Source organism: Georgenia sp. Marseille-Q6866, from assembly GCF_965111665.1.
Window position 1 is genome coordinate 68,143 of record NZ_CBCOOR010000001.1, and the last position, 13,535, is coordinate 81,677.

The window sequence follows — 13,535 nt, forward strand, 5'->3', positions numbered from 1 at the left end:
GTAGCCCTGCCGCGGCGCGCCGTCAGGTGGGGGGCCGCAGAAACCGGCGGTGTGGTGGCAACCGCTGGCAACCGGGTGGCAAGGACTGGCAACTTCATTGCCGACGGCGGAGGGTGTCGGGACGATGGCGCCATGAGCGCTGACACGAAGGCGTCCCTCGACGTCCATCCCGACCGCCTCCTCCCGACGGAGCCGGAGGTGCGGGACGTGGCTCGCCGGCTCTACGCCGCGACCAAGGACCTCCCGATCATCTCCCCGCACAGCCACGTGCCCCCGCAGTGGCTCGTGGACAACAAGCCCTTCGCGGACCCGGTGTCGCTGCTCCTGTCGCCCGACCACTACGTGCTGCGCATGCTCCACGCCAACGGCGCCGAGCTCAGCGACCTCGGGCGCGGCCCGAACGGCCCGGTCGAGCTGGACGAGGCCGGCGCCCGCAAGGCGTGGCGGATCCTGTGCGAGAACTACTACCTCTTCCGCGGCACGCCCGTGAAGTACTGGTTCGACACGACCTTCGTCGAGGTCTTCGGCATCACCGAGGTGCCCAGCGCGGAGACCGCGGATGCGATCTACGACCAGATCGCCGAGGCGCTCACCCGGCCCGAGTTCCTCCCGCGCGCGCTCTTCGAGCGCTTCGGCATCTCGGTGCTCGCCACCACCGACGACCCCCTGGACGACCTCGCCCCGCACCGCGCGCTCGCCGAGGACCCCACCTTTACCGGCCGCGTCATCCCGACCTTCCGCCCGGACCGCTTCCTCGAGCTCGCCCGCCCGGGCTGGGCCGACCTCGCCCGTCAGCTCGGCGAGGTGTCCGGCGTCGACACCGGTGACTACGCCGGCTACATCGCGGCCCTCGAGAACCGCCGCCGCTACTTCAAGGAGCACGGCGCCGTCTCCTCCGATCACTCGCACGCCGACGCCGGCACCGAGCCGCTCGAGCTCGCGGAGGCCGAGCGGATCTACGCCGCCGCGCTCCGCGGGGAGGCCACCGCCGAGGAGGGACGCGCCTTCCACCGTCACATGATGAGCGAGACCGCGCGCATGGCGACCGAGGACGGTCTGGTCATGACGCTGCACCCGGCCGTCTACCGCAACCACGACACGGACAACTTCGAGCGCTACGGCGCCGACGCCGGCTCGGACATCCCGATCAAGGTCGAGTTCACGAAGGCGCTGCAGCCGCTGCTCGCCCGCTACGGCAACCACTCGAACCTCACCCTCGTCGTCTTCACCATCGATGAGACCGTCTACTCCCGTGAGCTGGCACCTATGGCGGGCTTCTACCGCTCGATGCACGTGGGCGTGCCGTGGTGGTTCATCGACGCCCCCGAGGCGATCCGCCGCTTCCGCGGCGCCGTGACGGAGACCGCCGGCTTCTACCGGACCTCGGGCTTCATCGACGACACGCGCGCGTTCCTGTCCATCCCGACGCGCCACGACATGTCGCGCCGTCTCGACGCCGCGTACCTGGCAGAGTTGGTCGCGCAGCACCGTCTCACCGAGGACGAGGCCCTGGCCACCGCCCTCGACCTCGTCACGACCATCCCGAAGAAGGTGTTCAAGCTGTGAGCGAGCGACTCAGCCGCCGCCCCGACCAGGTGGCGCCGCCCGTCCGCGTCGCCCACCTCGGCCTTGGCAACTTCTTCCGCGCCCACCAGGCCTGGTACACGATGCACGCCGCCGACGGCGCCGAGTGGGGGATCGCGGCCTTCACCGGCCGCCGCCCGGACGCCGCTCGCGCCCTCGCCCCGCAGGACGGGCTCTACACGCTCGTCGTGCGCGGCGCGGAGGGCGACGAGCTCGAGGTCGTCACCTCGGTGAGCGCCGTCCACGCGGCCGCCGACCACGCGGCGTGGCTCGAGTACCTGCGCGACCCCGCCGTCGCCGTCGTCACGACCACCGTGACCGAGGCCGGCTACCTGCGCGGCCCCGACGGCGGGCTGGACCGGGAGAGCCCCGACGTCCTCGCCGACGTCGAGACCCTGCGCCGTGACCCCGTCGCGCCCGTCACCACCGTGCCCGGCAAGCTCGTCGCCGGGCTCATCGCCCGCCAGGCGGCCGACGGCGGTGCCATCACGGTCCTGCCGTGCGACAACCTGCCCGGCAACGGCGAGGTCGTGGGCCGCGTCGTGCGCGACCTCGGTGCACTCATCGACCCGGACCTGCTGCCGTGGATCGACGAGAACGTCGACTTCGCCAGCTCGATGGTCGACCGCATCACCCCGGCCGTCGGCCCGGAGACCGCCGAGCTCGTCGAGCGTGAGCTCGGCGTCGTCGACGCCGCGCCCGTCGCGACCGAGCCCTTCACCGAGTGGGTCATCGCCGGGCGCTTCCCGGCCGGCCGCCCGCAGTGGGAGGCCGCCGGCGTCACGCTCGTCGAGGACGTCGAGCCCTACGAGCGCCGCAAGCTCCTCCTCCTCAACGGTGCGCACTCCCTCATGGCCTACGCCGGCCCGATCCTCGGCCACGAGACCGTGGACGAGGCCTTCGCCGACCCGCGGCTGCGCGCGTGGGTCGAGCGCCTGTGGGACGACGCCGAGGCCAGCCTCGACGTCCCCGTGGAGGACATCGCCGCCTACCGCGCGGCGCTGCGTGAGCGCTTCGCCAACCCCCGCATGCGCGACATTCTCGGCCGCATCGCCGCCGACGGCTCGCAGAAGCTGCCCGTGCGCCACGTCCCGGTGCTGCGCACCGAGCGCGGTGCCGGACGGCTGCCCCAGGGCGCCGTCGTCGCCGTCGCCGCCTGGGTCGCCCACCTGCGCGGGGCGGGCGTGCCGGTCAAGGACGTCGCGGCCGAGCGCTGGCAGCAGCTGGCGGCCGGGGACGACGAGCATGCCGTGCGCACCGTGCTCGGCGAGCTCGCCCCCGACCTCGCCGACGACGCCGAGCTGAGCTCCGCCGTCGTCGACCAGCTCCGGTCCTTCGAGTCGGGCACGGGGCGCTGAGCATGGGCGTCGTCCTCGGTATCGACGTCGGCACGACGACCACGAAGGTCATCGCCGTCGACGCGGCGTCCGGCTGGCGAATGGCGGCCTTCCGCGAGTACCGGCTCGCGGAGCCGCAGCCCCGCTGGCAGGTGCAGAGCCCGCGGATGGTGCTCGACGCCGTCGACGGCGCCCTGGCGGAGGTCGTCGCGGCCTGCGCCGGCCGCGCGATCGACGTCATCGGCGTCGGCTCCGCGATGCACGGGCTCGTCGGCCTCGACGAGGACCTGCACCCGATCACCGACATCATCACGTGGGCGGACACGCGTGCCCACGCCGAGGCCGCCGAGCTGCGGGCCGCCGGGCGGGCACGTGAGCTGCTCCACCTGTCCGGCACGCCGGTCCACCCGATGAGCCCGCTCGTCAAGCTCATGTGGTTCGCCCGCCACGACACCGCGACGGCGGCCCGTGCGCACCGCTGGATCGGGCTCAAGGACCTCGTCCTGCTCCACCTCACCGGGCGGCTCGTCACCGAGCTGTCCACGGCCTCGGCCTCGGGGCTGCTCGACCTGTCCACCCGCACGTGGGCCGACTCCTCCCTGACGCTGGCCGGGGTGCGGCGTGAGCAGCTGCCCGAGGTGCTCCCGACGACGGCGCTCCTCGACCTCTCCCGCGAGGCGGGCCTGCGCGTCGGGCTGCCGGGGGGCATCCCCGTCAACACGGGCGCCACTGACGGGCCGCTCGGCAACCTCGGCACCGGGGCGATCGAGCCCGGGATCGCGGGGCTGTCGATGGGCACGAGCGGCGCGGTCCGGACGGTCGTCGACGCGCCCAAGCTCGACGCCGACGGGCGCCTGTTCTGCTACGCCCTCACCGACGACGCCTGGGTGGTGGGCGCGGCGATCAGCAACGGGGGAGTCGTCGCCCGCTGGGCCGGTGAGGTCTACGCGCCCGACGTGCCCGCCGGGCCGCTGCGCGACGTCCAGGTCATGGCGATGGCCGGCGCCGTGCCCGCGGGCAGCGACGGCCTCATCATGCTGCCCTACCTGCTCGGTGAGCGGGCCCCGCTGTGGGACCCCGAGCTCACCGGGTCCTACCTCGGGGTGCGCCACGCCCACGGCCGCGGACACTTCATCCGCGCGGCGATCGAGGGGGTGGCGCTGCAGATGTCCAGCCTCGTCGACGTCCTCGACACGGTCACGCCCGTCACCGAGGTGCGCTGCACCGGCGGGGTCTTCCGCGCGGACCTGTGGCGCCAGGTCATGGCGGCGACGATCGGCCGCCCGCTCGTCCCGACCGACGACGCCGAGGGCTCCGCGCTCGGCTCGGCGATCCTCGCGCTGTACGCCCCCCGGCAGGTCGACTCGCTGGCCGCCGGCCTCGAGCTGCTCAGCCCCGCCGGTGACGTCGCCGACCCGATCGGCGTCTCCGAGGCCGACCGCCTCACGTACTCCGGCCTGCGAGCCCGGGCCGCCCACCTCCTGGGCGCCTACGACGAGCTCCAGTCCTACCTGGAAACCCTAGAGACCCAGCCCCGCCTGTAACTTCCCCCACCCCGCATATGCGGGAAACCTGCAGCCGATCCGCACGGAGAGCCGCAGATTCCCCGCATATGCGGTGGTGGTCAGGTGGGACGTCCCAGGTGTGGACCGGCTCCCCGCCGTTCATGTTCCTCACGTAGTCCGCGAGCATGAGGTGGAGGGCGTCGCGGCGGTCCTTGCCGCGCTCCTCGTAGGCCTCGACGGCGGCCACCTGCCACGTGGCGCCGTTGCGGCGCAGCCGGGCACGGGCCTCGATGATGTCGAGGTACTTCCCCGCGACCGGGGCATCCACACCCAGGCGCTCCAGGCCGCGCGCCGCCATCGGCAGCAGCGTGTCGAGGACGAGCCCGGTGCCCGACACCTCACCGAGGCCGGGCCAGTACAGCCGCGCGTCGATCCCGTACCGCGCGGCGGCGTGGAAGTTCTCCCGCGCCGCGTCGAAGGACATCCGGGACCACAGCGGCCGCTCGTCGGTGACGAGCTCGACGACCATCCCGTAGAAGAAGGCCGCGTTGGCGAGCGTGTCGATGACGCTCGGCCCGGCGGGCAGCACCCGGTTCTCCACCCGCAGGTGGGGGCGACCGTCCTGGACGTCGTAGATGGGGCGGTTCCACCGGTAGACGGTGCCGTTGTGGAGCCGCAGCTCGGCCAGCGACGGCGTGCCACCGGCCGCGAGCACCGCGGCCGGGTCCTCGTCGCTGCTCACCGGCAGCAGTGCGGGGAAGTAGCGGACGTTCTCCTCGAAGAGGTCGAAGATCGAGGTGATCCACCGGTCCCCGAAGAACACCCGCGGCCGCACGCCCTGGTTGCGCAGCTCGACCGACCGGGTGTCGGTCGCCTGGAGGAAGGTCTCCACGCGCGTCTCGGCCTGGAGGTGGTGGCCGAAGAGGTAGGGGGAGTTGGCGCCCATGACGAGCTGGGGCCCGGCGAGCAGCTGCGAGGCGTTCCAGTAGTCGGCGTACCGCCGGGGCGTGACCTGGAGGTGGAGCTGGGTGGAGGTGCACGCGGCCTCGGCGATGATCGAGTCCATCGTCAGCGACAGCGGCTCGGGACCGCCGATGCGCAGCGTGATGTCCTCGCGCCGCGAGTTCATGATGGCCTCGTCCAGCGCGACGTAGCGGTCGCTCTCGGTGAACCAGCTGCGCCCGGCGGGCGGCGCCGGCAGGGTCGGCAGGATCCCCACCATGACGAGCTCGGCGCCGGCGTCCCCGGCGCGGTCCCGCGCCCGGTTGAGGTTGCGGCGCAGCGCCGCCTCGAGCTGCTCGAGGGACTGGCCGTCGATGCGCCGCGGCTCGACGTTGAGCTCGATGGTGAACTTGCCCAGCTCGGTCTGGTAGAGCGGGTCGGCGATGCGCTCGAGCACCTCGGCGTTGCGGTGGAACGGACGCATGTCCGGGCCGGCGAGACCGAGCTCGATCTCCAGCCCGGTGCGCCACTCGTCCTCGACGAACACGCCCGCGTCGAGCATCGCCTCGAGCGTGTCCAGGCACCGGCGGATCTTCGCGCGGTACTTCGCGTGGTCCGCGCGCGTGAACGTCGTCCCGGAGATCTCCTCACCCACGCCCTGCTCCTTCTCTCGACTCGCTGGTGAGCGAACCACATGACGCGCCGCTCGGCACGTGCGCCCGGCTGGGCGACAATGGTGACGATGGTGGACGACGACGAGCAGAGCGACGCGCCGCGACGGCGCTGGCCGTGGTGGCACCGGCAGACGACGGCGACGCGACGTCTCCTCCGCACGGGCCTCCTGCTCCTCGTCACGGTGCTGGTCTCCGGCGTCGTCGGGGTGCTCACCGCGTCGACCGACTCCTCCCTGGGCCCGCACGTCGCCCACTACGAGGTGACGGCGCAGCACGAGATCGTCGTCGACCTCGGTCCCCTGGGCACGGTCCTGCTCGACTCCCCGATGCCCTGGCCACTGGGCGTGGAGGTCGTCGTCCAGGAGATTCCGGCCGAGCTGACGGCCGTGCAGGCCAGCCCGGCCACCGGCCTGGCCGGTGACCTCGCCGCGTACGCGCAGGTCGTGTCCCACCCCGACGCCGTCGTCGCCGACGCCGTGAGCGCGCTGGTCCGCGACGCCCTGGGCCGCGCAGCGATCGTCGCCGGGTCCGTCCTCCTCGTCGTCGCCGGCGCGCGGCTCGCCTCCCGCGGGCTGCTGCGCCGCGAGGTGGCCCACGCGGCACGGCGCCCCGGCGTCGTGCCGCTTGTTGCCGTCGTCGTCGTCACGGTCGTGGCGGTGCCCACGGCCCTCACCGTGCGCGACCGGCCCACGCCCGGCCGGACCATCAGCGCGCTGGCCGGCACGCCGATGGAGGACCTGCGGATGACCGGCCGGATGGCCCAGCTCATCGACACCTACGGGGGCTACCTCGTGGAGGCCTACGAGGAGAACGAGGCCTTCTACGCCTCGGTCAACGAGAACCTCGAGGCCGCCTACGCCCAGGACCGCGCCCCGTCCCGCCGGCCGACGACGTCACGGCGCCGGCCGACGACGTCACGACCCCCGCCGACGACGTCACGGCGCCGGCCGATGACGCCACCGCCCCGGCCGACGACGACGCCGCCTCGCCCGAGGCAGCCGCCTCACCGGACGACGGCGTCGCACCCGCGTCGGAGGCGGCCACCGAGGCGCCCGCGCGGGTGGAGCCGGTGACGTTCCTCCTCGTCAGCGACCTCCACTGCAACGTCGGGATGGCGTCCGTCATCGCCGGCGCCGCGCGCCTGAGCGGGGCGAGCGCCGTCCTCGACGCGGGCGACACCGTGATGAGCGGGACGGCCGTGGAGTCCTACTGCGTCAACGCCTTCGCCGGGGAGATCCCCGACGACCTCCCGATGATCGTGTCCACCGGCAACCACGACTCCGTCACCACCGCCGAGCAGATGCGCGACGCCGGGTACGTCGTCCTGGGCGGGGACGTCGTCGAGGTCGACGGCGTGCGGATCCTCGGCGACACCGACCCCACGCTGACCGCCGTCGGCGAGGGCACCCGGCCCGAGCGCGAGGAGACCGTGCCGGAGATGGGGGAGCGGCTCGCCGAGGCGGCGTGCTCCGCCGACCGGGCCGACATCATGCTCATCCACAACCCCCGCGCCGCGCTCCCGGCACTCGAGCAGGGGTGCGTGCCGCTCGCGCTGTCGGGGCACTGGCACCGTCGCGAGGGGCCGGAGGTCCACGGCGCCGGCACCCGGTACGTCAGCGCGAGCACCGCCGGCGCGTCGGGCGGTGCGACGGTCGGCCCGCTCAACGGGCCCGCGGAGATGACGGTGCTGCGTGTCGACGCCGCCAGCGGCCGCCCGCTCGACTACCGGGTGGTGACCGTGGGCACCGACACGACCGTCGATCTGGGGCGCTGGTACCGGTTCCCGGACCCTGCTGACTCGGCGTCGACGAGCGGTGATACTGGGACCGACGGGCCCAGCGGGGACCCGAGCGACGCGGAGTCGTCCGCGGAAACGGAGCGCAGATGAGCCAGCAGCAGCGGGCCGAGGACGTCACCGCGGACGAGGACGCCCTCACCGACGAGGAGCTGCTCGCCGAGGAGGAGGCCCTCGCGGCCCTCGACCCCGCCCGCCCCACCGAGCACCAGCTCGCCGGCGGCGCCACCCGCGGCCTGGGCTGGCTCCTCACCATCGGTGGCGCGCTCGGCACCTGGGCCTCGGTCATGCTCGTCCTCTCCACTCTGAAGCTGCTCCGTGACCCGAACGCCGCCCTCGGCTGCGACATCAACCCGCTCATCGGCTGCGGCAAGTTCGTCCTCTCGTGGCAGGCCTCGGTGCTCGGCCCGCCCAACGCCGTCCTCGGCACGATCGGCTTCGCCATCGTCACCGCCACCGGCGTCGCGCTCCTCGGCGGCGGGCGGCTCCCGCGCGTGTACTGGGTGCTGCTCATGGCGGGATCCGTCCTCGCGGCCGTGTGGATCACGTGGTTCCAGTACCAGGCCTTCGCCAACCTCCGCGGCCTGTGCCCCTACTGCCTCGTCGTGTGGGCGGTGACGATCCCGATCGTCGTCAACGTCCTCGCCCGCGGCTTCCAGGCCCGCCACCTGCCGGCCCCCGAGGGTTTGCGGCGCTTCCTCGTCCAGGACCGCGCCCTGGTCATCACGGTCTGGTACGCCGTCGTCCTCGTCCTCATCGGTGTCGTCTTCTGGGACCAGTGGATGCTGATCCTGTGACCCAGCTGCCCACCTCGAACGTCACCCAGGACTACCTCAAGGCGATCTACGCCGCGGTGGAGTGGGGCGGGCCGGCGACGAGCGTCAGCGCCCTCGCGGCGCGGATGGGGGTCTCGGCGTCGACCGCCTCGGAGACCGTCCGGCGCCTGGCGGACGAGGGCCTGGTCCACCACGAGCGCTACGGGGGTATCTCCCTCACCGGCCGCGGCCGGCAGGCGGCGCTGGCGATGGTGCGCCGCCACCGGCTCATCGAGACCCTCCTCGTCGAGCACCTGGGCTACGAGTGGGACGAGGTCCACGACGAGGCCGAGGTCCTCGAGCACGCCGTCTCCGACCTGCTCGTCGAGCGCATCGACCGGCTCCTCGGCCACCCCGTCCGCGACCCGCACGGGGACCCCATCCCCACGGTCGGCGGGGAGGTCACCGTGCCGCCCACCCGTCCGCTGGCGCAGACCCCCGCGGGGGAGGGGGGCAGGGTCGTGCGGATCTCCGACGCCGAGCCGCAGGTGCTGCGCCACCTCGCCGACGTCGGGGTGCGGCTGGACGCGCACGTCGCCGTCGTCGAGGCCCGGCCCTACGTCGGCACCACCCTCTTCACCGTCACCCCGCCCGGGGAGTCGGCGGGGGAGCCCGTCGAGCTCGGGGACCCCGCCGTCGCGGCGGTGTGGGTCACCGCCTGACGCCTCAGAGGTGGCGCTGGGCGGTGCGCAGCTTGTGCGCCAGGTGCTGCAGGGTGCGCAGCTCGTCCTCGTCGAGCGCCCCGCCGACGTAGCGGCGGATCGAGCGCACGTGGTGGCGGCCGATCTCGCGCTGCAGGCGCAGCCCCTCGTCGGTGAGCGCGACGACGACGCCGCGCGCGTCGCCCGGGGCGGCGCGCCGCTCGAGGAGCCCGCGGGCACTGAGACGGTCGACCATGCGGCTGAGGCTTGGCTGGGACAGGAGGATGAGCGCGGTGAGGTCGCGCATGCGCATCGCCCGGCCCTCCCCGAGGCTCAGCTGGAACAGGACGTCGTACTCGCGCGAGGTGAGCGGGGCGAAGTCGTCACCGGCCTCGAAGCGCCGCATAAGGGTCACCTGTGCCCGGAAGAGCTCCTCCCACGCTTCGGCGGCCGTCCGGGTGGACACTGCACGCTCGTCCTGTCCTGGCACCTCGTCCCTTTCGTCCCACCGATCGTAGTCGTCGATACCCTGGCGCCATGAGCACCGTCTTCAGCAGGATCATCGCCGGGGAGATCCCGGGACGCTTCGTCTGGGCCGACGACGAGTGCGTCGCCTTCGCGACCATCGCCCCCGTCACGGACGGCCATGTCCTTGTCGTTCCGCGGATCGAGGTCGACCAGCTGACCGACGCGCCCGACGGTCTCGTCGCCCACCTGGCGGTCGTCGCGGCCACGATCGGGCGCGCGCAGCGTGCGGCGTGGGACGCGCCACGCGCCGCCGTCATGGTGGCCGGCTTCGAGGTCCCGCACCTGCACGTCCACGTCCTGCCGGCCTGGGACGAGGCCGCCCTGCGCTTGGACCGTGCCCGCGACGACGTCCCGCCCGCGGAGCTCGACGCCGCCGCGGAGCGCCTGCGTGAGGCGCTGCGCGAGGCCGGCCACGGCGCCCACGTGCCCCGCGCGTTGAGCTCCGCCCGGCTCTGAGCCGGCTCAGCCCAGCAGCTCGCGGATGTCGTCCGCGGACAGCGGGGCCGAGGCGGCCGTGGTCCCACCGGCGAGCACGCGGCCGGCGAGCTCACGCTTGCGGTCGGCCAGCGCCATGACCTTCTCCTCGATCGTCCCCTCGGCGACCATCCGGTAGACCATGACGGTGCGGTCCTGCCCGATGCGGTGCGTGCGGTCGATCGCCTGCTCCTCCACGGCGGGGTTCCACCAGGGGTCGAGCATGAAGCAGTAGTCCGCCTCGGTGAGGTTGAGCCCCACGCCGCCGGCCTTGAGGCTGATGAGGAAGACGGGCGCCTGCCCCTCCTTGAACTCCCGGATGCGGGCCGCGCGGCCCCGCGTGCTGCCGTCGAGGTAGCAGTAGTCGATGCCCTGCTGCTCGAGCCGCTCCCGCACCAGCCCGAGGTAGCCGGTGAACTGGCTGAACACCAGCGCCCGGTGGCCCTCGGAGACGAGCTCGGCGAGCTGCTCGAGGAAGGCCTCGGCCTTGCTCGAGCCCACGCCCTCGTACTCCGGGTCGACGAGCGCGGGCGCCAGGGCCAGCTGCCGCAGGAGGGTGAGGGAGCGGAAGATCGTGAAGCGGTTCTTGTCCATGTCGTCGACGAGACCGAGGATCTTGCGACGCTCCCGCGCCAGGTGGGTGTCGTAGATCTTCCGGTGGCGCGCCGTGAGCGGGACGGTGAGCACCTGCTCCTGCTTGGGCGGCAGCTCCTGGGCGACCTCCTCCTTGGTGCGGCGGCGGATGAAGGGCCGGGTGCGGCGGCGCAGCCGGTCCAGCGCCGCGGAGTCGTGCTCCCGCTCGATCGGGTTGCGGTAGGCGACGGTGAAGTCGCGGGGGTCGGGGAAGAGGCCGGGTGCGGTGATGGACAGCAGCGCCCACAGGTCCATGAGGCTGTTCTCCAGCGGCGTGCCGGAGATCGCGAGCTTGACCGGGGCGGCGATCTTCCGCGCGCACACGTGCGTCTTGGCCTGGTGGTTCTTCACCATCTGCGCCTCGTCGAGGACGAGCACCGACCAGTCCAGCGCGTCGTAGGACGCGAAGTCCAGGCGCAGCAGCGCGTAGGACGTGACGACGACGTCGGCCCCCGCCACGTGGTCCGCGAGCGGCAGCCGCGCCTTGGCGGCGGTCTGCTCGACCGTCTGCACCGTGAGGTCGGGGGTGAAGCGGGCCGCCTCGCTCGCCCAGCCGCCCACGACGGAGGTGGGCGCGACGACGAGCACCGGCGCGGTGAGCCGGCCGGTCTCCTTGGCGCGCAGGACGGCGGCGAGGGTCTGGAGGGTCTTGCCCAGGCCCATGTCGTCGGCGAGGATCCCGCCGAGCCCGGCCTCCCACAGCGTGGAGATCCACTCGAAGCCCTCGCGCTGGTAGGAGCGCAGCTCGGCGCGCAGGCCGGCGGGCACGTCGACCTGCCCGGGCGGCGGGCCGGAGACGAGCGCGTCGACGGTGCGCCGCCACCGCTCGCTCTGCTCGGCGACGACGCCGAGGGCGACGAGCTCCTGCCACAGGTCGGCCTGGTAGGCGGTGACCCGCAGCGTGCCGGACTCCTCGTCATGGAGCCCGCCGGCCTCGGCGATGAGCTGGCGCAGCTGGTCGAGCTCGGGACGGTCGAGGGTGACGTAGGTGCCGGAGGGGAGGAACAGGTGCGGCTCGCCCGTGGCCAGCGCACGGAAGAGGTGGCCGAAGGGCACCGGCTCGCCCTCGAGCTCGACGGCCACCTCGAGGTCGAACCAGTCGCCCTGCGGGGTGTCGGTGGCGGTGAGCGAGATGGTGGGGGCGACGTCGACGTGCTTGTAGTCAGGCACCTCGCCGCTCACCTCGACGACGACGGCGGGGTTGGCCCGGCGCAGCCGGTCCAGGCCGTCCTCGGTGAAGCGGGCGGCGTCGAGCCGGCGCAGCTCGGCGACGGGCGCGGGCCCGCGCCCGGAGGCGTGGCGGGGGAGCTCGGCCGGCAGGTCGAGGGCGTCGAGCAGGCGCCGCTCGGCCGCGTGGTCGCGCACCCAGTCGGCTGCCGGTGCGACGTCGTCGTCGCTGCCCACGGGCAGGTCGGCGACCGTCTCGCCGGACTGGTAGCGGAAGGACCAGGCGAGGCGGACGACGAACTCGGGCAGGTGCTCGACCGCGAGGACGAGGACGGGGGCGAGGACCTCGGGGAGGTCGACGGCGTCGTCGGAGGACCGCACGGGCAGGAGCAGGCGCAGGCGGGGGTAGAAGTCGCGGCGGAAGCGGACGACGCCGTCGGGCGGGATGTGGAGGGGCTCGCCGGGGACGAGCTCGGAGGCGCCGAGCGGCAGCGGGCGGGCCAGCGGCGCGAGGACGAGGCCGTCGTCGCTCACGGCCACGCCGTGGACCGGGTGGCCGACGAAGGCGACGGCGTGGGCCCCCGCCGTGCGGCCGGCGACGCGCACCGACGGGGCGACGCGCACGCCGTCGTGGATGGGGTGGGTGGTGACGTCGAGGGTGACGTCGGCGGGTGTGCTGCTGAGCGTGACCTCGCCCTTGACGCTGCGGTGGGGCACGAGCGCGACGCCGGCGTCCACCACCTGCTGCAGGAGCGGCCACACGGCCGGGCCGAGCTCGTCGAGGAAGACGTGGGTGCCGTAGGCGTGCGGGTGGGAGGCGATGAGCGCGCGCAGCGCCTCGGCGTGGGCGGGGACGTAGCGGCTCCACGTCCACCGCACGGTCTGCCAGCTCACGCCGGTGCGCACCCACTGGCCCTTGGCGCCGGGCGTCACCGGCGCCATGCGGATCCGGGCGGCGCTGCGCCCGGCCGACGCCGCGGCCGCCCCTCGCGCGACGACCCGCTCGAGCTGGAGCCCGAGCGGGTCCCCGCTGCCGGAGGCGGCGTCGGTGACGGCGTCGTCCAGGGCGCGCTCCCAGGCGGGACGGACGCCGGTGATGCTCGCCTCCCGGGCCGCGACGACCACTGCCACGCCGTGCTTGCAGCCCAGCTTCACCGGGCAGGTGCAGTGGACCGAGACCTGCGCGCCGGGGTAGAGGACGACGAAGCACTGGTAGGAGGCGGCCCCGCTGCCGCGGACGGTGGCGAACAGGGCCCGCTCGTCGGGGTCGACGTGGAGCCGCTGGACCATCCCGCGCCGCGCGTAGTCGGTGCCGCGCTCCACCGTGCCGCGGTCGAACCATCGCGCGAGGGTGGCGTCGTCCGGGAGCGTGAGGTTCTGCAGCGCCCGCACGTCGCTCTCGGTCAGGTCCACCCGCCTACGGTAACCGCGGCCTGTGAC

11 protein-coding genes are annotated in these 13,535 nt (G+C 73.7%); 8 read left to right on the plus strand and 3 right to left on the minus strand.

Features of this window, described 5'->3' with window-relative positions; translation table 11 throughout:
- Positions 1-132: 132 nt before the first annotated feature.
- The 3 genes from uxaC to ACWPXV_RS00305 are packed head-to-tail and all read left to right on the plus strand — an operon-like array spanning position 133 to position 4,465.
- Entirely contained in the window at positions 133-1,566 is a 1,434-nt protein-coding gene (uxaC, locus tag ACWPXV_RS00295; protein WP_454083341.1) for a glucuronate isomerase, read from the plus strand.
- Positions 1,563-2,942, plus strand: a complete 1,380-nt coding sequence (locus ACWPXV_RS00300) for a mannitol dehydrogenase family protein (RefSeq protein WP_454083342.1) — start codon at positions 1,563-1,565, stop codon at positions 2,940-2,942. Before uxaC ends, ACWPXV_RS00300 begins: the two co-directional genes overlap by 4 nt.
- 2 nt (positions 2,943-2,944) lie before the next feature.
- On the plus strand, positions 2,945-4,465 hold the full coding sequence (locus ACWPXV_RS00305) for a gluconokinase (RefSeq protein WP_454083343.1): 1,521 nt from the start codon (positions 2,945-2,947) through the stop codon (positions 4,463-4,465).
- Here ACWPXV_RS00305 and ACWPXV_RS00310 read toward each other — a convergent pair.
- The gene (locus ACWPXV_RS00310; RefSeq protein WP_454083344.1) at positions 4,365-6,023 is read right to left on the minus strand and encodes a glutamate--cysteine ligase; all 1,659 of its coding nucleotides are present in this window, start codon (positions 6,021-6,023) and stop codon (positions 4,365-4,367) included. The genes ACWPXV_RS00305 and ACWPXV_RS00310 overlap by 101 nt on opposite strands.
- 87 nt (positions 6,024-6,110) lie before the next feature.
- Here ACWPXV_RS00310 and ACWPXV_RS00315 point away from each other — a divergent pair, with 87 nt between their 5' ends.
- The 4 genes from ACWPXV_RS00315 to ACWPXV_RS00330 are packed head-to-tail and all read left to right on the plus strand — an operon-like array spanning position 6,111 to position 9,314.
- Complete coding sequence (locus tag ACWPXV_RS00315) at positions 6,111-7,115, plus strand: hypothetical protein (RefSeq protein WP_454083345.1); 1,005 nt, start codon at positions 6,111-6,113, stop codon at positions 7,113-7,115.
- Complete coding sequence (locus ACWPXV_RS00320; protein WP_454083346.1) at positions 7,112-7,930, plus strand: metallophosphoesterase family protein; 819 nt, start codon at positions 7,112-7,114, stop codon at positions 7,928-7,930. The genes ACWPXV_RS00315 and ACWPXV_RS00320 overlap by 4 nt, the downstream gene beginning before the upstream one ends.
- Positions 7,927-8,634, plus strand: a complete 708-nt coding sequence (locus ACWPXV_RS00325; RefSeq protein WP_454083347.1) for a vitamin K epoxide reductase family protein — start codon at positions 7,927-7,929, stop codon at positions 8,632-8,634. Before ACWPXV_RS00320 ends, ACWPXV_RS00325 begins: the two co-directional genes overlap by 4 nt.
- Positions 8,631-9,314 (plus strand): metal-dependent transcriptional regulator, encoded by a 684-nt coding sequence (locus ACWPXV_RS00330; RefSeq protein WP_251840535.1) that lies wholly within the window; start codon positions 8,631-8,633, stop codon positions 9,312-9,314. The genes ACWPXV_RS00325 and ACWPXV_RS00330 overlap by 4 nt, the downstream gene beginning before the upstream one ends.
- Positions 9,315-9,318: 4 nt before the next feature.
- Here ACWPXV_RS00330 and ACWPXV_RS00335 read toward each other — a convergent pair whose 3' ends face one another.
- Positions 9,319-9,699: a MarR family winged helix-turn-helix transcriptional regulator gene (locus ACWPXV_RS00335; protein ID WP_454083627.1), complete on the minus strand. Its 381-nt coding sequence runs from the start codon at positions 9,697-9,699 to the stop codon at positions 9,319-9,321.
- Between the two features lie 131 nt (positions 9,700-9,830).
- Here ACWPXV_RS00335 and ACWPXV_RS00340 point away from each other — a divergent pair, with 131 nt between their 5' ends.
- Positions 9,831-10,277 carry an HIT family protein gene (locus tag ACWPXV_RS00340; protein WP_454083348.1) on the plus strand — a complete coding sequence of 149 codons (447 nt, stop codon included), beginning with the start codon at positions 9,831-9,833 and terminating at the stop codon, positions 10,275-10,277.
- Between the two features lie 6 nt (positions 10,278-10,283).
- On the opposite strand, the gene ACWPXV_RS00345 is transcribed toward ACWPXV_RS00340, so the two are convergent.
- Complete coding sequence (locus tag ACWPXV_RS00345) at positions 10,284-13,508, minus strand: DEAD/DEAH box helicase (protein WP_454083349.1); 3,225 nt, start codon at positions 13,506-13,508, stop codon at positions 10,284-10,286.
- Positions 13,509-13,535: the final 27 nt, after the last annotated feature.

Coding starts and splice junctions, on each gene's coding strand:
- uxaC (WP_454083341.1), top strand. CDS start 133: ATGAGCGCTGACACGAAGGCGTCCCTCGACGTCCATCCCGACCGCCTC.
- ACWPXV_RS00305 (WP_454083343.1), top strand. CDS start 2,945: ATGGGCGTCGTCCTCGGTATCGACGTCGGCACGACGACCACGAAGGTC.
- ACWPXV_RS00315 (WP_454083345.1), top strand. CDS start 6,111: ATGGTGGACGACGACGAGCAGAGCGACGCGCCGCGACGGCGCTGGCCG.
- ACWPXV_RS00325 (WP_454083347.1), top strand. CDS start 7,927: ATGAGCCAGCAGCAGCGGGCCGAGGACGTCACCGCGGACGAGGACGCC.
- ACWPXV_RS00335 (WP_454083627.1), bottom strand. CDS start 9,699: ATGCGGCGCTTCGAGGCCGGTGACGACTTCGCCCCGCTCACCTCGCGC.
- ACWPXV_RS00340 (WP_454083348.1), top strand. CDS start 9,831: ATGAGCACCGTCTTCAGCAGGATCATCGCCGGGGAGATCCCGGGACGC.